The organism is Pedobacter panaciterrae (assembly GCF_013204795.1).
Lineage (GTDB): Bacteria > Bacteroidota > Bacteroidia > Sphingobacteriales > Sphingobacteriaceae > Pedobacter > Pedobacter panaciterrae.
The window spans coordinates 1,732,865-1,754,832 of sequence record NZ_JABMKW010000020.1 but is presented as its reverse complement, the minus strand read 5'-3'; the positions used below and the strand labels follow the sequence as shown (position 1 = coordinate 1,754,832).

The following is a 21,968-nucleotide window of genomic DNA, read 5'->3' as shown; positions in this document are numbered from 1 at the left end:
GAAACTTTAGAAATGATGGTATTAAAAATAGCAATAATAAGGTTATTCGGGTTAAATAATTATTACCTGAAGTTATGATTAAGTTAAATGGTTCTTCACAAGATTAGTGTTTCTTCACATATTATTCACGCCTCCTTCACACCAAACCCACAAACGGGTACCTTTTTGTGAAGAATATGTGTAGAATGTGTGAACTATGTGAGGCGCAGTTATAGGCAATATGTTGTTCTGATATTATTTATATATTAATAAGGATACAAATATTAAACATTTATTTAGTATTTGTATATTTAATGCGCCTAAAGGCATGAGTTCTAAGTTACAAAATAAGAAATGGATAGAAAAGAATTTTTAAAAACAACTGGTCTTGCAGGTGGCACTTTGCTTTTTGCAAGATATCCTGAATTAAGTCCGGCAGATAAAAAAATCAGGATTGGAATGATCACTGATTTGCATCATGATATTATGCACGACGGTATTGAGCGCTTGTCAGCCTTCATTAAAGAAATGAATGCTGAATCACCCGATTTTATCATTCAAGGAGGCGATTTTTGCGTACCTAAGGAAGCCAATACTCCATTGTTGGATGTTTGGAATCAATTTAAAGGCGATAAGTTTCATGTTATTGGTAATCACGACAATGATGGTGGATATACACGCGATCAGGTGGTTGAATTCTGGAAAGCAAGATCAAAATATTATTCGTTTGACAAAAATGGCTTTCATTTCGTGGTACTAGATGGCAATGAACATAATGAAAGTCCGGATCGTCCAAAAGGATATGCAAGATATATTTCTCAGACACAATTGGAATGGTTGAAAAAGGATTTGGATGCAACTTCTTTTCCGACTGTTATCTTTTGCCACCAGGGAATAGACAACGATTCTGGAGGATTAGAGAATGGAACTTTACTGCGTTACACCTTTGAGCAAGCCAATGAAAAAGCAGGCAGACAAAAGGTTATTCTGGTGGTCAGTGGACACCACCATCAGGACTATTACAATCATATTAATGATATTCATTATGTGCAGATCAATAGTGCATCCTACCAATGGCTTGGAGATGATTACAAAGAGGTAAGGTATTCTGCAGAGATTGATAAGGCTAAGCCTTATATCAAATATACGGTGCCTTATAAAGATCCGCTATGGGCGATGATTGAAATAGAGCATAATGGCAGAATTAGGATAAAAGGTAAAAAGACTGTTTTTGTGGGTTCCTCGCCCGAAAAACTAGGCGTAAAAATGGAGACTTACATTTATCCGATTGTTCCATATATATCCGACAGGAAATTGGGGTAAATAAATTCAAACACATAAATGAAAAGAAGAGATTTAATTAAATCACTTGGAGTTGCAGCAGGAACAATTGCATTGAGCAGTGTTGCAGAAGCATCAATTGCAGCTCCCATAAAGAAGAAGGCTTTAAAAATTGCACACATCACTGATGTGCATATCAGGCCGGAACATAATGCAGTTGCCCGTTTTAAGAAATGTCTGGAAATGATCAAAAAAGACAAGGTTGATCTTATTCTTAATGGGGGTGATTCTATTTATGCTGCGGATTACGACAACATTACCAAAGATAGGGTAGAGCAACAATGGGCTTGCTGGAATGAAAGTGTTCAAGTGGTTAAAGGTATTCCTATGCACCATGTATTGGGAAATCATGACATGTGGTGGCAGGGTAAGGATGATGAGCTGGGAGGTAAAGCAGGGGTATTAAAGATGCTGCAAATGGAGCATAATTATTACAGCTTTGATAAAAATGGCTGGCATTTTATTATGCTGGACAGTAATCATCCTACAAATCCGGGAATGCTGGATGATCAGCAGTGGAATTGGTTTGTACAGGATGTACAGAAGAACAGTCAGGATAAGCCTACACTGATCATGTCGCATTATCCTTTATTGAGCTGTACAGGCATTGTAGATAATAAACCAGATTTTAGAGGTCCGTTTAAAGTTAGCGGCAGCTACAATCATCTGGATATTATGAAATTTATAGAAGTTTTTAATAAGAATAAGAACATTAAACTTTGCTTAAGCGGACATATTCATTTGCTTGACAAAGTTTGGTATAATGATGTGGCTTATTTGTGTAATGGTGCTACAAGTGGTTTTTGGTGGGAACCGGGTGATGATGGTAAAAGTGCCTATAAGCAAACCGTTCCCGGCTATTCTCTTTTAAATCTTTATGCGGATGGAAGTTTTGAGCATGAATATATTAAGTATGAAGCGGTTTAAGCTGGAATGAAACATCTGTATATGACATTTAAATAGATAAAAAGATGTATTTTTGCGAAAACATGTTATGGGAAAAGTATCAGCCTTCGGTCTATTTGCAATATGCTCAATTTTAGTTTTCAGTTGTAATAACAAAGTCCCGATCGTTTCTGAGAAAGCCCCGGTTAAAGAAGAAATACTCCCACCTTCAATTCCTGAAGGTGCAGTAATACCTGCTTTTAATGGGAAAATTGAAATAAAAGTTGTGTTTGCTGACAATCCAACTTCAGCAAGTGCAAGTTTCCCCAAACTGAAATATAATAAAAGTAAGGCAATACTTATGGAGTTTGATGATGCTGCCTTAACCGTTACAAATGCTTATCAAAAACTATCAAATGCCTTTTACACTGATGGCTGTGGTAATAAAAAGAATTATAGTTTAGGCTTAGCCGTGAATGGCAAAAATCAGTATAATAATAAGGAAATTGGGCTGTACACTGATTTTGCAGCTACATATACACAACGATTACCATTGATACAAAAAGGTATGGACATAATGAACCATTCCTATTATCACAATGAAGATGGAAATTTTAATAACGGTAGTGATCGTGTGAAGAACGTCCGTGACCTGGATGAAATGATATTGTTAAATGAGAGATATAAAATGAATACACTTGTTGTGCCAAGTAACTATGTGGGGTTTCATAAAGCGGCGTCTGCTTATGGTTATATTGGTGGTTCATCGCAAGGGACATTTGATGATTTTGTGCAAATTGGAAAGTATAATCCTAAGAATAAGTTAAGTGATATAAAACCATTTAATTATCTAGCTATAAGAAGAGCATTTAGTGATGATTGGTCAAATAATGGTGCCCAGTGGGAGTTGGCTAATTCATTGTTTACAGGCAATACTTTTGATTTCTTTGAGATAGGTACTCACGGAATCAAAGACCCTAAAGCCGTGCAAAATTTTAATCAGTGGATTGATAATATCGTTTTAAAAGCTAAAGATGTAGCGATATTTTGTAGCTTGAGAGAGTTTTTAGAATATCAATATATTAAAGATCACGTAACAAAAAAGGAGACGATTGCAGGCAAAACCCTTACCATAAGCTTGGATTACGCTACGGTCCTTAATAAGAATATATCATGGTATGATCTTTCATTGCTGGTTAATTCTGACAAAGCAATTTCTTCTGTAAGCATAAATAATGCAGATTTTGCTTTGGCATTTAACAAAACCAGCAAGTTAATAAACATAAATAAAAGGAAGATAAAGTGGTGAGACCAACTCTAATCATATTTTAGCGCTTCTACCGGGTTAGCAGTAGTCATTTTATAGGTCCTTAGTGCTACAGTGAGCACAATGATTCCAATAGACCCCAATGCCGCAAGTACAAATGGTAACATTGGCAGGTCTATTTTATAGGCAAATCCCTGTAGCCAGCGATTTAACAAAATATAGGCTAAAGGCCAGGCTATAAGATTGGCTATGACGATCATCTTCATGAAGGATTGATTGAGAACGCTAATGAGTTCAATTGTAGTAGCGCCCAATACTTTTCTAATTGCCATCTCTTTGGTGCGCTGAACAGCTACAAATGAGATGAGTGCGAACAGGCCAAAGCAAGAAATAAATATAGCCACTGATGTAAAAAAGCTCAATAAAACAGCTGTTTTTTCTTCGACGATGTAGTAATTGGCAATGTATTCATCATAATAGCTTGGCTCATAAAATTGATCAGGAAAAGTTGATTTGAAATCTGCCCCTATTTCTTTAACAGTTTCTTGCATATGGAGAGGATTAAGCTTCACAAATGCACTTGCATACTCTTCTTTACTTGTATAAAATATGACTGGAGAGATATCTCCATGCAGACTGAGATTGTTAAAGTCTTTTACCACTCCAATTATTTGGGCTAATGGCCTTCTATTTAGCTGGATATATTTTCCTAACGCATCTTTAGGATCTTTAAGATGAAGTTTGTGCAGCAATGTTTCGTTTAATATATAGCCATTCACCGTATCGCTTTTGGACAAAGGTTTTCCTGCTATCATTTTCAAACCAAATATTTTGAAGTAATCCTCGTCAGCCGGTTTATTACAAAGCAGGAAATCTGTTTTCTGAGAAGAATTATTGAAGTAGAAACTGGTAAAGTTATTAGAAGAGGTGCTTGGAGGCGTATAGGCATAGGTTACCATTTCTACTCCACTACGTTGCAATAACTTTTGTTTAAAAGTATCAAACCTGGTTTTGCTAATGGAGTCTGTCGGGACATCGACCTGTAAAATGGCATTGTTATTAAATCCAAGTGACTTATTTTTAAAGTAATCGATCTGTTTCAGTACTACAAGAGTTCCGATAATGAAAATCAATGTTATTGTAAATTGAAAAATTAGGAGGACACTTCTTAGACTCCAGATCCCTTTATTTCCTTGTGAGATTTTATTTTTGAGGGCATTTATTGGGTTGTATCCAGATACGAAAACGGCGGGATACAGACCCGCAAGGAAACTAACCGCCAGCCAAAGGATAAGTATAAAGGCGAGGATAACAGGGTATTGAAGGATATTGAATGGAATTTGCTGACCGAGAAAATTTCCTGCCGCTGGCAGTGCAATCTCAGTAGCAATACAAGCTATTGTGATAGCTACAAACGTGATTACAAAAGTTTCGGCTAAAAAACGAAACAGAAGTTGTTTGCGATTGCTGCCTAAGACCTTACGGATTCCTACCTCTTTTGAACGGCCAATTGCCTGTGCGGTTGCCATGTTAATAAAATTGATGCAGGCAATTAACAAGATTAGCGATCCTAATATCCTCAAAGAATTAATCTGCAATGGGGTGTATCGCCTGGGTGAAAAATTACCAAACTCGCTATCTAAATGTACGTCAGAAAAGGGTTGAAAGAGATGTGTATTCGAAAGTGGATCTTTTGCATCATAATATTTTTTGGTATACCCATCCAGCTGAACTTGCAATTGCTTAATATCAGTATTAGGTTTTACCATCACATAGCAATTATGACCCATGTTTACCGAGTTCCAGCGCATACTTGTGGCATTTCCAAAGTTTTGATAAGAGATGACAAGATGGATAGGGAAATCAGTATTTTTTGGCAGATCTTTTATGATTCCGGTTACCTCGTAAAAAGTTTCATCACCGCTGAGCTTAAGCTTCTTACCCATAGCATTTTGCCAGTTGCCAAAGTATTGTGTTGCCGTACTTTGTGTAAGTGCGATATGATTGGGGGCATTTAATGACGCTGGTTCACCCAACGCCCAGGGGAAATTAAAGATATCAAAAATGGCTGGGTCGGTATAAAATGCAGTTCCGTACTCTTTATAGTATTGTTTTGTCGACCTATCTTCTCCTACAACCTCTACCAGATGATAACCCTGTACAAGATTTGCAACTTTCTCTAATTGAGGGAAGTCTGTGCGTAATGCGCCGGCCATTGGTACAGGAACACCCATCATAGGGACTTTTCCTTCTGTACCGTTACCGAGGGAAACTACCCTAAAGATCCTGTCTGCATTTGGATGGAAATTATCGGCACTCAGATATTGTCGTATAAAAAGGAATATGATCAGTGCACAAGTCATACCTATGGACAGGCCAACCGTATTTATAAAGGTATAACCTCTGTGTTTCCAAAGATTTCGTAAGGCAATTTTAATATTGATATAAAACATCTCCAATCATTTTCCTGTAAATAGCTAAGCATGTGCCAATTTAAGATTTTAGCTTAATATGTTGATTGTTAATTAATTATGAATTATTTTTTTGCCTTCTCTGTTCATAAGCGAACAGACGTGTTCTTAAGTGAACAATACTGTTACTTTTAGTTGGTGAAATGATCGAGGCTTCTTTTTGTATATTTAGCCAAAGTATTTCTACTATGAACAAAGTCTTTTCGATCGTTTTTCTGCTAACAGCATTTTCATTGAACCTAAACGCGCAACAGACCGAAAAGGGTAAGGTCTCTGAAACGTTTATGAATCCGCTTCGTAAGGGAGCTGACCCATACATTACAAAACATGATGGTAAATACTATACGATTTTCAATGAAAAGGGTGGGTTTGCCGTTACAGAATCAAGATATCTGACAAAATTCGAAAAGAAAGAGGTAGTATGGACTCCGCCAGAAGACAAATGGAATAGCTATAATCTTTGGGCCCCGGAAATTCATCATATAGATGGTAAATGGTACATTTATTACGCAGGTTCTGTGCATAAGGGAGCTCCTTATTATGCGCAAAGGGCAGGAGTACTGGAAAGTGACAGCCCGTTTGGCCCTTATACAGATAAGGAAAGGCTGTACACAGGTGATGATCCTAATCAAAAGAAAGACAATTGCTGGGCTATAGACATGACTGTTCTGGAATTAAATGATAAGAAATATGCCGTTTGGTCTGGTTGGGAAACACTTCACGACCATCATGATGTAGATCAGAATCTCTATATCGCAGAAATGATAAATCCATGGACGCTTGGAAAACGTGTGTTATTGTCAAAGCCAGAACTCAACTGGGAAAAGGGTGATAATATCGTGTTGCAGGAAGGACCCCAAATATTAAAACACAATGATGATGTGTTTGTTATTTACTCTACCCGAGGCTCATGGACTGAGCACTATAAATTAGGGCAGCTTCGTTTAACAAAAGGTAAAGATCCGCTGAGCCCCTCATCGTGGATAAAATCTTCAAAACCTGTTTTCCAAGGTACTTCTACAGTTCATGGATTAGGACATGCAAGTATGACAACTTCGCCTGATGACAGTGAATATTGGATTTATTACCATTCCAAAGCCGCTTTGGATGGGGGTTGGGATAACAGAGAGGTATATCTGCAGCGATTTACTTTTGGAAAGGATGGAAATCCTGTGTTTGGCATTCCTAATGGAAGGGGAGCGGTGAAGCGACCTTCTGGGGAAGTAAAGATTGAACAAGCACTCCAAAGGTAAAGCTCATTTTGAGATTGATCTGTCTGATCTTATACTATATTATTTTCAATCGCTCTTCTTCTAAATCAATTTGATACAATTGCTGACGAATGATTTCTTCATCAACCTTGGGGTCTTTATTGAGTTCGACAAGGTACTGACGTTGGCTTTCGAGTACTTCTACAAAAATTACTTTCATCTTTTCGTTCATCCAGCTATCATCTGCAGACTTTGCTCTTTCTTCCCATTGTTTAAGGAATTTCTCCATACCGGCGTGGCCAATTAGTTCGTTGTCGTATTTATCTTTAAGGAATTGATATACATGTTGTTTTAGTCCGTGTTTCATTTTTTTTCTGGCCAATTCTTCCCCTTCTTCATTAAATATTGAACCGAAAAGATTGGTGCGGCTTATAAAATATGGGAGGGTAAGCCCTTGTACTAGAAGCGTAAGTAATATCACTACAAAAGTGATGAACAAGATCAGGTTTCTATATGGAAATTCTGCACCATTATCTTGTGCTACGGGAATAGCTAAAGCAGCAGCCAGTGAAACTACACCCCGCATTCCTGTCCAGCCCAGCAACAATGGCATCAGCCAACGTCTTCTTACCGAAGATGCGTGAGGTCTTACGCTTGGACGAAAAATAATTGTGGCTACCAACGCGGCATAGGAGCTTAATATTCTTGCAGCGACCAATATTCCGGTTACCAGCAATCCGTAGCCAATGGCAGTGCGTAAAGGAATGCCTTTTGAATGCAGACCATCTACGATTTCGGGAAGTTCCAGGCCAATGATCAGAAAAACAATACCATTCAAAATGAACACAAAGCTCTCCCATACGCTATACCCCTTAATACGGCTGGAACTGTTTAAAAAGATCATTCTTCTGGCCGACATGAACAGACCTCCGCTTACAACAGCCATTACACCAGAGCTGTGGACTTGTTCCGCAATCCAGTATATAAAATAGGGTTCAATAAGTGTAAAGACTATGTCGGAAGGTGCATCAGTAGGTAAACGTTTATGTGCCTGCACGAATAACCAGCCTAATGACAGGCCAATCCCAACACCGCCGATCACCATCCACAGAAAGCTTAGTGCTGCCTCTTGCCAGATGAATTGACCCGTACCTACCGCAACCAGCGCAAAGCGGAAGATAATAAGCGAAGAGGCGTCATTTAACAGGCTTTCTCCTTCTAAAATAGCAGAAGTAGACTTTGGGATTTTTACAAATTTTGTAATGGCTCCTGTACTTACTGCATCGGGTGGTGATACAATGCCACCTAATAAAAAACCCAGCGCAATAGTAAAGCCCGGAATAAGATGATTAGTGATTAATGCTACCGAAAGTGCTGTAAAAAACACCACCAGAAATGCAAAGCTGCCAATAATGCGCCACCATTTTTTCATCTCTTTGAACGAGATGGACCAGGCTGCCTCCCAAAGTAGTGGTGGAAGAAATATGAAAAAGATAAGGTCTGGATTAATTCTCACTACAGGCAATCCTGGTATAAAGCTTATCAGCAGCCCTGCTACCACCAATAGTATAGGATATGCGATCTTTAGTTTATTAGCCCACATATTCAATAATACAATAGCGGCTATCATGGCCAAAAAGAAAGGTAAAATGGTATGCATGACTGGTATTTAAGGTTGTTCGTTTTCTTAATGCATCAAGTTATAAATTCTCCTTCAGAATTGAGATATACTCTGGTTGAATTTCCGAATTTGAGTTATAAACCAAATTAAAAAGTTGCCTATAGATAATTTTGACGTGATAACCCCCTAAGATAGTCGCTTTTGCACATCACTTGACGCTATATTAGTTCCCATCTTTGTATTATAGATCAATCAGATCAACTTAGTTGAGCGAATCTTTGAAAAAAAAATCAATAAAGAATAGTAACTATAAACATAATTATCAACTTATCTTCCAATGAAAAACAATATCAATCCGGCATTACAAGAGTTAAAGCAATTTATTGGCACATGGGAAATGGAAATATCAAATGCATCTTTCTTACCGGATGCCAATGCAATTATTACGGCAAGAGCATCCTTTGAATGGTTTGAAGAAGGTGAATTTTTAATTTTGAGGCAGGGTACAAAAAATATGGAAACGCCGTGGGCGATATGGTTTATTGGTCATGATAAAGATGCACAGAACTACACCGTATTTTACATAGATGATCAGCAATCTTCTCGGGTATATGAAATGAGTTTTGAAAATAGAATATGGAAGATATGGCGCAATGGACCCCAATTTATACAACGCTTTACAGGTGAGATCAACAAAGATAAAAACATCATCTCGGGATACTGGGAGAAGTCCGTAGATGCTAAAAACTGGGAGCACGACTTTCACCTCACTTATAAAAAAGCCTAATAGAATCAAAAAACTTGTTCTAACTATAACCACGTTAAGTGATATACACACGCAAGTGTGAGAAAAGTAGTCATATAGTGATTGCGTTGTGGTTATCAATTGTGGATGTGAAGGTGGATGACAGAGGTTCACATTCGATATGTCTTACCTGTGGTAATGTAACTGGCTGATTGCTAACAGGTAAGTTTTGGGGTTGATCCCCTTTTGGGCAAAAAAAAACCTTTAAAGTAAATTAAAGGGGTTTAAAACTATCTGGGTTGTTTATGGTACAAATTTCATCCCGGTTTGTGGCTGATTTGAAGCGGTTGGCAGATTTAAAAAGAAAAATGGATGAAATGGACGAGCTTGGAAAGCTGTTAAAATCCTAAGCTATTTTTGTCCACGAAAATGATTTTGAGCTGGCCTTACATTTATCACTACTAGAGAAGTTCAAAATCTCTAATAGTTTATTTTTTCAAAAGTTCAAATAGCTCTATATTGATATATATAGTTTCCTTCCAGACTTTTTTAGAATGCAATATTCCGATCTTTTCTAATCCGTTAAGGTATTTGGAAGCTGTTATCCTTGAAACGTTAAGTCGATCAATAACAAATTCTATTTTACAGTATGGTTGCTCAAATAACAACTCTAATAGTTCTTTATTGTAAAGCTTGGGCGCCTTCTCTTTTATTCCATTTTGTAATTTCAAAAAGAGCTGATTGATTGACTTAATTTGATCAGTGGTTTGTTTAGAAATTTCTTCTATGGCTTTTAGAATAAATAATATCCACTCTTCCCAATTGTCCTTTGTCTTCACTTCTCCAAGTAATCTATAATAATCAGGTTTATGTTTTATGATATAATCACTTAAATAAAGTACGGGACTGTCTAAAAGCCCATGCAGGCACAAATAAAGAACATTAATAATTCTTCCGGTCCTGCCGTTACCATCATAAAATGGGTGTATGCTTTCAAACTGGTAATGTTGAACTGCCAACTTAATCAATGGAGAAAGTACATCGGGTTCATTTATATACTCCTCTAAGTTTTTCATTAACGCAAGGATTGTATCATAATCATCCGGCGGAGTGTAAATGACTTCACCAGTAACAGCATTTTTTAATGAGGTTCCAGGCAATCTTCTAAGTCCTGCTTTATTCTCTTCCAGTATTTCCTGTATAGCCAATACTCCGTTTGTATTCAAAAATCCCTTTTGAACGATCATTTTAAACCCGGCGAGCATAGCTTCCCTATAGCGTAAAACTTCCTTGGTAGCATGATCTATTTGTGAGCCACTTGCAGACAATGCTTGATAGAGCCTATCATGAGTTGTAATTACATTCTCAATTTCAGAACTCATGCGAGCTTCTTTGAGTATTACAGCATTCAGAAGTATAGAAGGATTAGGGAGTGTATAGGCTAGTCCTTTTAATTCGGAAAGGGCTATTGAAGATTGGACGACTTGCCTTAAAACAGGAATTGTCTCCACTTTAATTTGATCAGGGGGCAGCGGAGGCAATTCATTAAAAGGTACATCACTTCTCAATTTGGCCAATTTCTTCATACAAAGTTTTTATATATGAGACTCTTATCATGTAAAGATAATTTAATTTTTTATACATGACAACTTAATCATGCAAAGATTATATACATGATGTTTTGATGATTATAAAAGATACCGATCCAACCCATAGATAGTGTGCGGAAGAAGGGACTCGAACCCTTAAACAAAAAAAGCAGTCTTTTCAGACTGCTTTCAAAACTGGGGTGGCTGATGGTGCCGATAAATTCTCGGTTTGTGGCTGATTTAAAGCGGTTGGCCGATTTGCAAAGAAATATTGATGAATTTGATGAGCTTGGAAAACGGATGAAAGCCAATAATTCCCGTCCACGAAAATGATCTGAATGTAAATTGAAATTTATCACTACTAGGGATATCCAAAACATCGCTAGTAGTGATAAAACTAAACCCTTTTATATGTCCGACTGTTTGCTTGAAATGGACAGTTTTTAGAAATTTTAGAATTACAAAAGGAATTTATAAGCTATTCAAAATAGATTAATAAAGTAGCGCCAATCCGTGATTTGCAGTACATCGACCACCGCCACTTTTGCTCCCATTTAATTTCAGCCAGAAGTGCTTCACCCTTGGAATGCAGACCATACTGGCTAATCTCCAGATAAGTCGAATCGGCGTCAATCGCCTTAAAGTTAAACTCCACCCGGGTCGCAGGGTCGTTCCAGTCAATAACGATCTTTACATTTTTAATAATTTCCACCACCTGCACCGGGGTAGAGACATTATACATTCCCCATTCCCAGGTCACCCTGGCACCCGAGCTAAGCCGGCCACTGCCTTTAGTGAACCAGAAATGTTTGGTGATCTCCGGATTGATGAAAGCTTCAAAAACGAGGTTAGTGGGTTTTCGAATGAGCATATTGTTCTTCCACCAGGACATAGTTCAGCCAGATGGTGGATTACCGTTTTTCCGATAAATCCTTAATGATCTCTAAGGCCTGGTCCCACATTTTTTCATGCTGAGGGATATATTTTTTTGCCAGCGGCCCCGATTCGATTCTTAGTTCATAGGCCCCGCTTTCAGCTTTTACCAACCGGTATACCTCCGAATATTCTCCGGTCTGTGCATCAGCGGCCGGGTTAAGTTCATCGTACATATCTACCTGTAAATACTCCTGCGGCCGATGCGCTTTGACCATACCCCTGGCGCCAATGTCCCCACTGGCGTCCGTCCAGATCACTTCAGAGCCAGTTTGCCAGTCCGTCTTTACAAACGAGCCCTCACCAAAAGCCTTGCCCCACTGGTCTGCAGGATGCAGTAAAATATCCCAGATAGCTTCCGCCGCAGCCGAAATGGTGATCTGCTTGCTGATCACTTCTGTTTCCACAAATGAAACCAGGCCTTCGTTGACAAAATAATTCCAGCCCCCTGTAAAGCTTTCTATTCTGAAGTTCGAATTATCCTGAGGGAAGCTGTCCAAACCGTCATGCGTGAGTTTCAGCCGGGTTCTGTGTTTGCCTTCTTCAAACAGCTCCCAGGTTAAAACCGAATAACCCTTATAATCCGGATACCTCCAGGAATAGCTCAGTTTATGCGGGGGATCCACCACCAGGACCTCGCATTCGTGCAGGTATTGCACATTTTCATCCCCGCCGGTAAACTGAAACTTGAAACCCACTTCGGGTTTAAATTCTTCGAAGTCGAAATACCATGCTTTCATCTGGTCCCGGTCGGTTATCGCCTTCCAGACTTTCTCAATAGGGGCATTGTAAACACGTTCTACAATCAGTGGTTTAGTTTCCATAGCTGTTATTTTTTTGGTTGATTTTTATTCTTTAAGACTGAATCTTCCGCATTATCCCTTTCCAGAAATTCCCCGAGGGCATCCAGCTTCCTGTTCCAGAATTTCCTATAATGGCTCAGCCACAGGTCTACTTCCTTCAGCTTACGCATATCCGCGCTGCAAAAACGCTCCCTTCCTTTTTGCGACACCATGATCAGCCCACACTCGGTCAGAATCCTAATGTGCTTGGAAATTGCAGGCCTGCTCACCTGAAAATGACCGGCCACAGCATTCAGGTTTAAGGAACGCTCACTGAGCAAACCAATAATTTCCCGGCGCGTCGGGTCTGCAATTGCCTGAAAAACATCTCTTCTCATTTCCATAATCTGATACCATTTGGTTACAAATATAAAAGAAACCACTTGGTTACACAAATTTATTTTAAATTCATGTTTTAGGCCCTGCCATTGGAAGAAATCAAACAAAAAAAGCCATCCAGAAAATCCGGATGGCTTTGTCAGCAAATGCGAGCATAATCGGATAGAGGGTAAAAGATATCTACTAGGGATGCTATATCCGGAAAAATTGACCTTTGATGGAGCCCTGTATCGAACCACTTCCATGAACAAAACGGCTGATCTTATTTATTTGAAAAACAAAGAGTTACAAGTAAAAAAAAGACGAAAATCTGTTTTAAAGTCCTCGTCCCATAAAGGGTCATTTATGGGACAAATTTCATCCCGTTTTATTGCTGATTTGAAGCGATTAGCCGATTTATAAAGAAAAATGGATGAAATGGACGAGCTTGGAAAGCTGCTAAAAAGTTAAACTATTTTAGTCCACGAAAATGATTTTATATCGTCTGAAATTCGTCACTACTAGGGATGTTGTAACATCCCTAGTAGTGACGAAATATTTTAATTAAGTCAGATATTGCTCTAAATCATCTTTCCAGATCACAAATCCATTTCGTTCATCCGAATAATCATGTAAAAACGCGGCTGAAATTTATCGGTACTGATTGTAAAAATGCAAATCTCCCGTCATTTCGAATCTTATTAAGATCTTTATCAACATTATGAAGCGCATTTTTGAGCTCCGAAACTTCTTTTGAGGTATGCCATATATAAGTAGCCTCATCCGTATCCAGTGTCTCCATTACAATATGATATTGCTCTTTTCCAGTTAGAAGAAAAACAAAAGCAAACGGACTTAACACAAATCTTATTTTCAATACATTTCCAAGATGTAAGTCTGATAAATATCTTAGCTGTATTTTGTGCCGATAATTACCTCTAATCAATACATCCTTTAATAATTCTTCTCCCGACTCATATAATGTCTGGTTAGCATCACCGGCGCTAAGCTGGAACATTTCAACATTCTTACCTAAAAGATTTCCTTTTTTAAATAGATTCTTTTTAATGATAAAGTCTGGATTGAAAAAATTAAGTTCATCCTTCAGAAAAGATGCCAAGGCAGTACTTATTCCATTTCGATTGATTTCAATAGTATTTGACAACTTAATTACAAGCTGCCTGGCTCAATAACGTTTAAACTTTTAGAACTGGTCAACGAAAGAAATATTTGGTCTAAGTCATTGATAGAAATTCGGCGAATGCTGCTTAAAAACTCCCATTGATTTCTATAAGGGAGAGCTGTTTCTGACTCAATGAAGCAACTGTTCTCAAGTTCCAATGTAGGTTTATACAAAGGTAAGGCAATCAGATTTCCAAATCCTTTACCTGAATGTTTATCTTGATTGGGGAATAATCTGTCAAAACTAGAGTTTTTGTCAAAAGTAGAGACTATCCCTGCTCTCTCTAATAAAGTAAGTACAATTATTCTGCTCTTAAAGGCCCGGATATGGTTGATTAAAAAATATCCAAACATGCCCACCTTTACCACTGCGCGAACGTTCCAGGTAAGCAGGGATATTGTAGCTTGCACATATAGTAATGAAACTTCTACAATCTTCCAACCAACTATTTTTATCAAAATCTGCCGCTATCAACCAAGACGTATTGTCTTGTAAAAGTGGATGCAATCCTGTTAGCTGTCTACCTTCAAGATGTCTTTGAATTTGATCGTCAGTCAAAGGAAGATAATTTGCGGTCTCTGAACTATTGGGGTTTGTACTTTTTTTATAAACCTTGCTGATATAAGGATCATATAATTTAGCAGGCATGTAACCACTTTTAGTTCCTTTTGACCAATGAATAGCATAAACATCTTCGCGCCCTTTAAATAAAGACCTGTATAATAGTAGATTGTCCACTGTTGAAATTCTGAGATAGCAAATTAAACAAAAATAGAATAATTACCCTTTGTAATATATCAAAATCCATTCTATCATCAGCACCCATTTTGTTTTAAATTTTAATAATACGTATCTTTATATCATGACTACAATGACCATACAAGTTCCTGATGCCCTTGAGAGAGAGCATGATGAAACAACACGCCTTATTGCAGCCAAGCTATATGAAGCAGGTAAGCTTACTTTAAGACAAGCCGCTGAAATGTGCCAAATGAAAAAATGGGATTTTGCTGAAATCTTAATCAAATACGACGTGCACTACCTGGACGAAAGTGCAGCTGAAGATCTTGAAACATTTAAGCATGCTCATACAGGATAAAATTGTCATTACCGATGCCAGCTGTTTCATTACGCTGGACAAAATAGATGGTATGCATTTGCTCCAATCCTTGTACAAACAAGTAATAACAACTCCTGAGATAGCTGCTGAATTTGGTAAAAGACTACCTAATTGGGTTGATGTAACAGCCTGCAGAATCGTGATTTATTATATAATTATGCTGAAACTGTGGATATAGGTGAGGCCAGTGCGATGGCGCTTGCATCAGAAATCCATGCTGACCTACTCATTATAGATGATGCAGGAGCTAGGAGATTTGCTAAAAAGCTTGAACTTAACATCACCGGAACCGTTGGTGTTATACTTAACGCAAAGCTTAACGGTATCATTCCAGCAGTTAAACCATACATTGTCAAAATACAACAAACTAATTTTCGGATTTCTGATTGGTTAACTACACAGATTATTAAAGACGCTGGAGAATGATGGATCAAGCGGAATTCTTGGGGGGAAGAAACTTTAAGCATAGATTTTAGAAAGTCTGAACAGAAAGAATTTGACATCTCTTACCCCTCTGGAAGTTGCTCTGAAAGCTTTGACCTTTGCATTGAATGATTCAGCAGAAGCGTTCGTTGATCTGTTAGTAAAGAAATTCAGAATAGATAAATAATGAGCCTGTATGGATCTGGATACTGTTCTGAATGCTTCTATTGCGGAATCTTCCACATCATTATACCATAATGCCAGTCTTTTAAATGCCTGCTCCTTGCTTTTACATACCTTAAATATCTCGCCTAATCTAAGAGATAGTTTATAAGCCTTTTTTAATTCTGGATATCGCTCAAAGAGTAGTTCCGCATGATTTTTTTGAACCTGCGTCCACTTGCTATGGTGCTTGAATAGCAAATACCTGCTTCTGGCCAGCAATTGCTTTAGCGTATCTCCATTGGAAAGTACCTCCCCACGGAAGATGGTTTTATTTCTCTTTGCTTGTTTAATCGCTTCATTTTCTGCATCCAAAGCTTCCCATCGGTATTTGATCCTGCATTCCTGTACAGCATCATAAGCAAGCTTTTGAACATGGAAACGGTCGATAACCCTGTGCGCATTGGTAAAACATCTCCTAATTGCTAACTGCATGTTTGCAGCCATATCCATGGTGACTTCCTGTACTCGTTTGCGAAGTCTTTCGGGTATTTTTTTCAGTACGACGATAATATCCTCGGCTACTGTACCTTTGATCATTGCTACAATAGCGCCTTTACGACCTTTTGCAGTCTTATTAGTGATGATGGTATATAATTCTCCATTGGATAAAGCAGTCTCGTCGATGCTCAAATATGGACTGATATTCTTTGTGAACAACATCCACTGGTCTGCATGATCTTTTTGCTCCCAACTATTGTAATCACTGATATGCGCTTTGTATTGTTCCTGTAGTTGTTTGCCCTCTACCTGAAAGTAATGACCTAAATGGTAACAGCTGATAGGATGATTATCCAAATATTCCTTTTAAAAAAAGGCCGAATTCCGTCGTCATTCGTGCCCCTTTTCTTACTAAATCCCAATCCCTGCTGATGATCTCTCCAGTCTTCTTAACTGTCCAACGACGCCGTTTAATGCATAAAGCGACTTTTTGACCGCGGATCGGAAAATCCTGGATACTCACCTCTGGAAAGAATCCTTTGGACTCAAGGTCTTTGTTTGTATAGCCATCAGGGCCTATATTTTTCTCTTCAAGGTAGATATTCAACATCTTACCTTCTTTTTCTACTTGTGTTAATTCAAAATAATCCAGAATGCCTTCTGGTAATAATAAACTGATAAGGGTTTCTGCGGCTGCGCTCAAAATGAAAATTGTCGTTTGATTTACAATCGCAAAAGAAAGAAATTATTTTCTTCCCCCCCCAAGAATTCCGCTTGATCCCTAAACTGTCCCTTTCTGACATACCAAAATACCCTGTATACAAAAAAAGCAGTCTTTTCAGACTGCTTTTCAAAAACTTGGGGTGGAATATGGGGCTCGAACCCACGACCCTCGGTACCACAAACCGATGCTCTAACCAACTGAGCTAAAACCACCATGTGTTTTTCAACGCTACAAAAGTACGATTTAAAATATTTTATTCAAATCTTTTTTCAGTTAGATCAGATCTTTTTTTTAATCGATTAAATCTCAGTGGATTAAATTCTGGTGGAAATATAAAAAGTACCCTAAAAATTGCTTTTATGGCTTAAAAAGCTAGATTTGCCTAACATATGATTGAACTTTATACCGATGGAGCAGCTAGCGGCAACCCAGGGCCAGGTGGATACGGAGTGATTTTACGCTCAGGGTCTCACTATAAGGAACTGAGTGCGGGATTCCGTTTAACTACGAACAACAGAATGGAATTGCTGGCGGTTATAGTAGGCTTAAATGCACTAAAAAATCCAGGACAAGAAATTACCATATTCTCAGATTCCAAATACGTGATTGATTCTGTAGAAAAGAAGTGGGTATTTGGTTGGGTTAAAACAGGATTTAAAGGCAAAAAGAATAAAGACCTTTGGATGCGTTTTCTTAACGTTTATAAGCTACACCATGTTAAATTCGTTTGGATAAAGGGGCATAATAACCATCCCGAAAATGAACGCTGCGATGAACTTGCTGTTGCCGCCTCTAAAAACAGAAGTGCTTTGGGTGTTGATACCGAGTTTGAAATAGAGAGGAGTAAGACTGTCTGATCATATTATCCATGATTTAACTTATTAAGTCCATTCTTACGGCTTATTTAAAAGACGATTTTTAGTAACCAAAATATTTCGATTCATTAGTAAAAGGAAAAACTTCAAGAATAACTATATTGTTGGCGTCTTTTTACAGAATAAGATTTTGGAGAGATAGAATAACAAATGTAACCTAGATAATTTTCAAACTTTAATTAACCAAACATGAATTTATTAAAAAATAGATTTGCTTTAAAACTACAATTTGCTGTTGTTTTATTGGCTTGTCTTGCTGCCTGTAAAAGTGTAAAGACAGGAGCATCTAATGCTTCTGCTAAAAATCCGGAAGTAAAATTGGGCTGGGAACTTGGTTCTCAAGCTTATACTTTCAGATTATTCACATTTGCTGAGGCAATTAAAAAGATCGACAGCTGTAACTTAAGATATGTAGAGGCTTTCCCAGGTCAGAAAATAGGTGGCGGTATAGAAGGAACAATGGGACCTGATATGGATGACGCGAAAAGACAAGCTGTTTTAGCAAAGCTTAAAGAAAACAACGTAAAAGTTGTAGCATTTGGTGTAACAGGCGCTAACAGCGAAGCTGAATGGATTAAATTATTCGAATTCTGCAAAGCCATGGGCATTCATACCATTACTTCAGAACCTAATGAGAAAGATTTGCAGTTGGTATCTGATCTATGCGATAAATATCAGATCAATGTTGCTATTCACAATCACCCAAACCCATCTCATTATTGGAATCCTGATATCGTGTTAAATGCGATTAAAGGGAAAAGCAAACGCTTAGGCGCTTGCGCTGATATAGGCCACTGGGTACGTTCAGGATTAGATCCTGTTGAGTGCTTGAAAAAACTTGACGGACACGTATTACACTCGCACATGAAAGATCTTCATGAAAAAGGTAAAGGCGGACATGACGTGCATTGGGGAGAAGGTGTTTCTAACATCCCTGCAGTTATCGCAGAGTTAAAAAGACAAAACTTTAAAGGAGCCATCTCAGCTGAATATGAATACAACTGGGAAAGCAACAGCGCTGATGTAGCTGCTAGTGTAGTTAACTTCCGTAACCTTGTATCTAAATTGTAATTAACCCCAAACATGATAAAATTATCATTATTGAAACCAATAACAGCATTGTCGCTGTTATTGGTTTCTTCATATATAGTAAAGGCGCAATCGCAGGAAAAACCTGACGATAACAGGTTTACCAAAGTTGTGCTTCAACAAAAATTAGAAGAACCTATGCAATTCCAAATTCTGGATGGAGGAAAGGTTTTGTATGCAGAGCGTAAAGGGAAATTAAAAATATACGATCCTGCAACTAATAAAATGGATGTAATAGCAGATTTTGCTGTTAGCAGGGAGTACGTAAGCAAAAAAGGTGAGCGTTCCGAAGGTGAAGACGGGCTGCAGGGGGTTATCCTTGACCCTGATTATGCTAAAAACAAATGGATTTACATCTACTATTCTCCAAAAGATGTATCGGTAAACAGGCTTTCCAGATTTACATGGGCTGGCGGTAAACTGAACATGACTACTGAAAAGAAAGTATTAGACGTGGTGGTTCAACGTGAAGAATGCTGCCACGTAGGAGGCGGTATGTTATTCGATAAGGATAAAAACTTGTACTTAAGTACTGGTGATAATACCTTTTCAAGATCTTCGGATGGTTTTACACCTATCGACGAACGTCCGGGAGAGGCTCCGCGTGATGCTCAAAAATCGTCTGGTAATACTAACGATTTAAGAGGTAAAATTTTGCGTATCCATCCTGAACCAAATGGTACATATACCATTCCAGAAGGCAACCTGTTTCCTAAGGGGACAGCAAATACCCGCCCTGAAATTTATACCATGGGTAATAGAAACCCCTGGAGGTTAACTATAGATAGTCATACTGGTTGGTTATACTGGGGTGAAGTTGGTCCGGATGGTTCAAACTCTTCAGAATCTAGAGGTCCAAGATCCTATGATGAATTTAATGTGGCTAAAAAGTCGGGTAACTATGGCTGGCCTTATTTTATAGGGAATAACCAGGCATATCGTTATTATGATTTTGCGACTAAGAAATCGGGAGAGTTGTACGATGTACAAAAACCAATAAATAATTCCCCAAATAATACGGGATTAAAAGAATTACCTCCTGCGGTATCAGCCATGATCTGGTATCCTTATGCGGCCAGTGAAGAGTTTCCGGTGATGGGTAGTGGTGGCAGAAGTGCAGTTGGTGGTCCGGTATTTCACAAGTCTGATTTTGCCAATGCTAAATATTTGTTTCCTGCATATTATGAAGGTAAATGGTTAATTACCGACTGGGTACGTGGCTGGATATTAGCGGTAACTTTTGATGAAAATGGCATGTATAAATCTATGGAGCGTTTCTTGCCTGAGCTTACTTTAAGAGGTCCGATTGATATGAAATTTGGCCCTGATGGTAGTTTATATGTGCTTGAATATGGAAACGGATACTTTAAAGATAATCCGGAAGCTGAGTTAATCAAAATTGAGTTTAATGGCGGTAACCGCAAACCTCAGGTACAGGCAACTGCAAATAAAACTGCCGGTGCTTTGCCTTTAAAAGTAAAATTATCTTCGGCAGGTACAACTGATAGTGATGGTGATGTATTAAAGTACGAATGGAAAATTACCAAAGGCGGAGTGTTAAAACAAACGTTTAAAACGGCTAACCCTGAAGTACAACTGGCAACAGCTGGTGTTTACAAAGCTACACTTACTGTTACAGATCCGCATGGTGCAAAAAATAGTAAATCGGTTGAATTGGTAGCCGGAAATGCAACCCCTGTAGTTAAGTTTAACTTTACAAAAGGGAACTCTAGTTTCTATTTCCCTGCCAGTATAATCAATTATGCGGTTAGTGTTACAGATAAGGAGGATGGAAGCCTTGCTGATAAAAGAATACCGGCTTCCCAGGTTTCTGTAGCCATCAATTACTTGTCTGAGGGATATGACTTAACTGTTGTAGCGCAAAATCAGAATCAATTCGATGTTTCTGCACAATATGCTAAAGCAAAGGCTTTAATCAAGAAAAGTGATTGTAATGCTTGTCACGCTGTGGATACTAAATCTTTAGGTCCATCATTTACAGAAGTGGCGTTAAAGTATAAAGGAGATAAAACTGCAGAAGGAAAGCTTACTAAAAAGGTTATTGACGGCGGTTCGGGTGTATGGGGTGATGCAATGATGCCAGCGCACTCATCTATGTCTACTAATGAAGTGAACTCGATCATTAAATATGTATTGAGCTTTAGTGAAAAGAAAACTACGCAGAAATCACTTCCGGTAACAGGATCATACACTACAAATGTTCAACCAGATCAGCCTAACAAAGGAAGCTTTATTTTTAGAGCAGCCTATAAAGATCATGGAACTAAACTTGCGCCAGCGCAGTTTGGTGAAGATATAGTTGTTTTGCGCCATCCTTATGTGCTTGTTAACAATACGGATAACGCTAATGAGATTAGCTTTAACGACAACAAGTCTGTTGCGACGGCTAAGAGCAAAGGTGCTTATCTGCAACTAAATAAAGTTGATTTAACGGATATTAAGAAGATTGAATTTATTGGTGCAGACAATGTGTCGGCAGGTAAAATTGAGATTCGCATCGATTCACCGGAAGGAAAACTTATCGGGCAATCATCTTCGAAAGAAAACGGCAGTTTAAATACCATTGCTGATATTGAGGTGCTTAAAGGTAAATACAATGTTTATTTTGTATTTACAGAGCCTTCTGCCCGCTTAAAGGCAATTAGTATGAAGAACCTTTAGGGCTTAA

The 21,968-nt window shown here is 38.2% G+C and carries 22 protein-coding genes and 1 tRNA gene; 11 read left to right on the top strand and 12 right to left on the bottom strand.

What is annotated here, in order from left to right; all coding sequences use genetic code 11:
* Positions 1–333 precede the first annotated feature (333 nt).
* From HQN86_RS26480 to HQN86_RS26470, 3 genes are all read left to right on the top strand, one after another.
* Complete coding sequence (locus HQN86_RS26480; RefSeq protein WP_172663832.1) at positions 334–1,302, top strand: metallophosphoesterase family protein; 969 nt, start codon at positions 334–336, stop codon at positions 1,300–1,302.
* Between the two features lie 18 nt (positions 1,303–1,320).
* Complete coding sequence (locus HQN86_RS26475) at positions 1,321–2,247, top strand: metallophosphoesterase family protein (RefSeq protein WP_172663831.1); 927 nt, start codon at positions 1,321–1,323, stop codon at positions 2,245–2,247.
* Between the two features lie 67 nt (positions 2,248–2,314).
* The gene (locus HQN86_RS26470) at positions 2,315–3,514 is read left to right on the top strand and encodes a polysaccharide deacetylase family protein (protein WP_172663830.1); all 1,200 of its coding nucleotides are present in this window, start codon (positions 2,315–2,317) and stop codon (positions 3,512–3,514) included.
* Between the two features lie 8 nt (positions 3,515–3,522).
* Here HQN86_RS26470 and HQN86_RS26465 read toward each other — a convergent pair whose 3' ends face one another.
* Positions 3,523–5,925 carry an ABC transporter permease gene (locus tag HQN86_RS26465; RefSeq protein ID WP_172663829.1) on the bottom strand — a complete coding sequence of 801 codons (2,403 nt, stop codon included), beginning with the start codon at positions 5,923–5,925 and terminating at the stop codon, positions 3,523–3,525.
* 206 nt (positions 5,926–6,131) lie between these two features.
* Between HQN86_RS26465 and HQN86_RS26460 the strand changes: the two genes are divergently transcribed.
* Complete coding sequence (locus HQN86_RS26460) at positions 6,132–7,196, top strand: glycoside hydrolase family 43 protein (protein ID WP_172663828.1); 1,065 nt, start codon at positions 6,132–6,134, stop codon at positions 7,194–7,196.
* 34 nt (positions 7,197–7,230) lie between these two features.
* Here HQN86_RS26460 and HQN86_RS26455 read toward each other — a convergent pair whose 3' ends face one another.
* On the bottom strand, positions 7,231–8,814 hold the full coding sequence (locus HQN86_RS26455) for a Na+/H+ antiporter (protein WP_172663827.1): 1,584 nt from the start codon (positions 8,812–8,814) through the stop codon (positions 7,231–7,233).
* Between the two features lie 298 nt (positions 8,815–9,112).
* Between HQN86_RS26455 and HQN86_RS26450 the strand changes: the two genes are divergently transcribed.
* A complete protein-coding gene (locus HQN86_RS26450) occupies positions 9,113–9,562 on the top strand; it encodes a hypothetical protein (RefSeq protein WP_172663826.1) in 450 nt (149 codons plus the stop codon).
* 446 nt (positions 9,563–10,008) lie between these two features.
* On the opposite strand, the gene HQN86_RS26445 is transcribed toward HQN86_RS26450, so the two are convergent.
* The 4 genes from HQN86_RS26445 to HQN86_RS26430 form a co-directional block, all read right to left on the bottom strand.
* Positions 10,009–11,106 carry a Fic family protein gene (locus HQN86_RS26445; protein ID WP_172663825.1) on the bottom strand — a complete coding sequence of 366 codons (1,098 nt, stop codon included), beginning with the start codon at positions 11,104–11,106 and terminating at the stop codon, positions 10,009–10,011.
* Between the two features lie 481 nt (positions 11,107–11,587).
* Positions 11,588–12,001 (bottom strand): SRPBCC domain-containing protein, encoded by a 414-nt coding sequence (locus tag HQN86_RS26440; protein ID WP_172663824.1) that lies wholly within the window; start codon positions 11,999–12,001, stop codon positions 11,588–11,590.
* Between the two features lie 19 nt (positions 12,002–12,020).
* Positions 12,021–12,866 carry an SRPBCC family protein gene (locus tag HQN86_RS26435; protein ID WP_172663823.1) on the bottom strand — a complete coding sequence of 282 codons (846 nt, stop codon included), beginning with the start codon at positions 12,864–12,866 and terminating at the stop codon, positions 12,021–12,023.
* Between the two features lie 5 nt (positions 12,867–12,871).
* Complete coding sequence (locus HQN86_RS26430) at positions 12,872–13,228, bottom strand: ArsR/SmtB family transcription factor (RefSeq protein ID WP_200815594.1); 357 nt, start codon at positions 13,226–13,228, stop codon at positions 12,872–12,874.
* A 13-nt stretch (positions 13,229–13,241) separates the two neighbouring features.
* Here HQN86_RS26430 and HQN86_RS26425 point away from each other — a divergent pair, with 13 nt between their 5' ends.
* On the top strand, positions 13,242–13,625 hold the full coding sequence (locus HQN86_RS26425; RefSeq protein WP_172663822.1) for a hypothetical protein: 384 nt from the start codon (positions 13,242–13,244) through the stop codon (positions 13,623–13,625).
* 205 nt (positions 13,626–13,830) lie between these two features.
* On the opposite strand, the gene HQN86_RS26420 is transcribed toward HQN86_RS26425, so the two are convergent.
* From HQN86_RS26420 to HQN86_RS26415, 3 genes are read right to left on the bottom strand one after another with little or no spacing between them, the layout of a single operon-like run.
* Positions 13,831–14,367 (bottom strand): hypothetical protein, encoded by a 537-nt coding sequence (locus HQN86_RS26420; RefSeq protein WP_172663821.1) that lies wholly within the window; start codon positions 14,365–14,367, stop codon positions 13,831–13,833.
* Between the two features lie 5 nt (positions 14,368–14,372).
* On the bottom strand, positions 14,373–14,738 hold the full coding sequence (locus HQN86_RS27215; protein WP_394367898.1) for a TOTE conflict system archaeo-eukaryotic primase domain-containing protein: 366 nt from the start codon (positions 14,736–14,738) through the stop codon (positions 14,373–14,375).
* Positions 14,698–15,123 carry a TOTE conflict system archaeo-eukaryotic primase domain-containing protein gene (locus HQN86_RS26415; protein ID WP_172663820.1) on the bottom strand — a complete coding sequence of 142 codons (426 nt, stop codon included), beginning with the start codon at positions 15,121–15,123 and terminating at the stop codon, positions 14,698–14,700. Before HQN86_RS26415 ends, HQN86_RS27215 begins: the two co-directional genes overlap by 41 nt.
* A gap of 133 nt (positions 15,124–15,256) precedes the next feature.
* Between HQN86_RS26415 and HQN86_RS26410 the strand changes: the two genes are divergently transcribed.
* Positions 15,257–15,484, top strand: a complete 228-nt coding sequence (locus HQN86_RS26410; RefSeq protein WP_246269744.1) for a UPF0175 family protein — start codon at positions 15,257–15,259, stop codon at positions 15,482–15,484.
* Positions 15,485–15,673: 189 nt separating this feature from the next.
* Positions 15,674–15,931, top strand: coding sequence for a DUF3368 domain-containing protein (locus tag HQN86_RS26405; protein ID WP_172663818.1), 258 nt, complete (start codon positions 15,674–15,676; stop codon positions 15,929–15,931).
* A 33-nt stretch (positions 15,932–15,964) separates the two neighbouring features.
* On the opposite strand, the gene HQN86_RS26400 is transcribed toward HQN86_RS26405, so the two are convergent.
* The 3 genes from HQN86_RS26400 to HQN86_RS26390 all read right to left on the bottom strand — a co-directional run bounded on the left by HQN86_RS26400 (position 15,965) and on the right by HQN86_RS26390 (position 17,527).
* Entirely contained in the window at positions 15,965–16,948 is a 984-nt protein-coding gene (locus HQN86_RS26400; protein ID WP_172663817.1) for an ISAon1 family transposase, read from the bottom strand.
* Positions 16,941–17,294: an ISAon1 family transposase N-terminal region protein gene (locus tag HQN86_RS26395; RefSeq protein WP_172663816.1), complete on the bottom strand. Its 354-nt coding sequence runs from the start codon at positions 17,292–17,294 to the stop codon at positions 16,941–16,943. Before HQN86_RS26395 ends, HQN86_RS26400 begins: the two co-directional genes overlap by 8 nt.
* A gap of 156 nt (positions 17,295–17,450) precedes the next feature.
* Positions 17,451–17,527 (bottom strand) — tRNA-His (locus tag HQN86_RS26390).
* A 177-nt stretch (positions 17,528–17,704) separates the two neighbouring features.
* Between HQN86_RS26390 and rnhA the strand changes: the two genes are divergently transcribed.
* The 3 genes from rnhA to HQN86_RS26375 all read left to right on the top strand — a co-directional run bounded on the left by rnhA (position 17,705) and on the right by HQN86_RS26375 (position 21,961).
* The gene (gene rnhA, locus HQN86_RS26385) at positions 17,705–18,172 is read left to right on the top strand and encodes a ribonuclease HI (protein WP_172663815.1); all 468 of its coding nucleotides are present in this window, start codon (positions 17,705–17,707) and stop codon (positions 18,170–18,172) included.
* 207 nt (positions 18,173–18,379) lie between these two features.
* Positions 18,380–19,261 (top strand): sugar phosphate isomerase/epimerase family protein, encoded by an 882-nt coding sequence (locus tag HQN86_RS26380; RefSeq protein WP_172663814.1) that lies wholly within the window; start codon positions 18,380–18,382, stop codon positions 19,259–19,261.
* A 12-nt stretch (positions 19,262–19,273) separates the two neighbouring features.
* On the top strand, positions 19,274–21,961 hold the full coding sequence (locus HQN86_RS26375; RefSeq protein WP_172663813.1) for a PQQ-dependent sugar dehydrogenase: 2,688 nt from the start codon (positions 19,274–19,276) through the stop codon (positions 21,959–21,961).
* Positions 21,962–21,968: the final 7 nt, after the last annotated feature.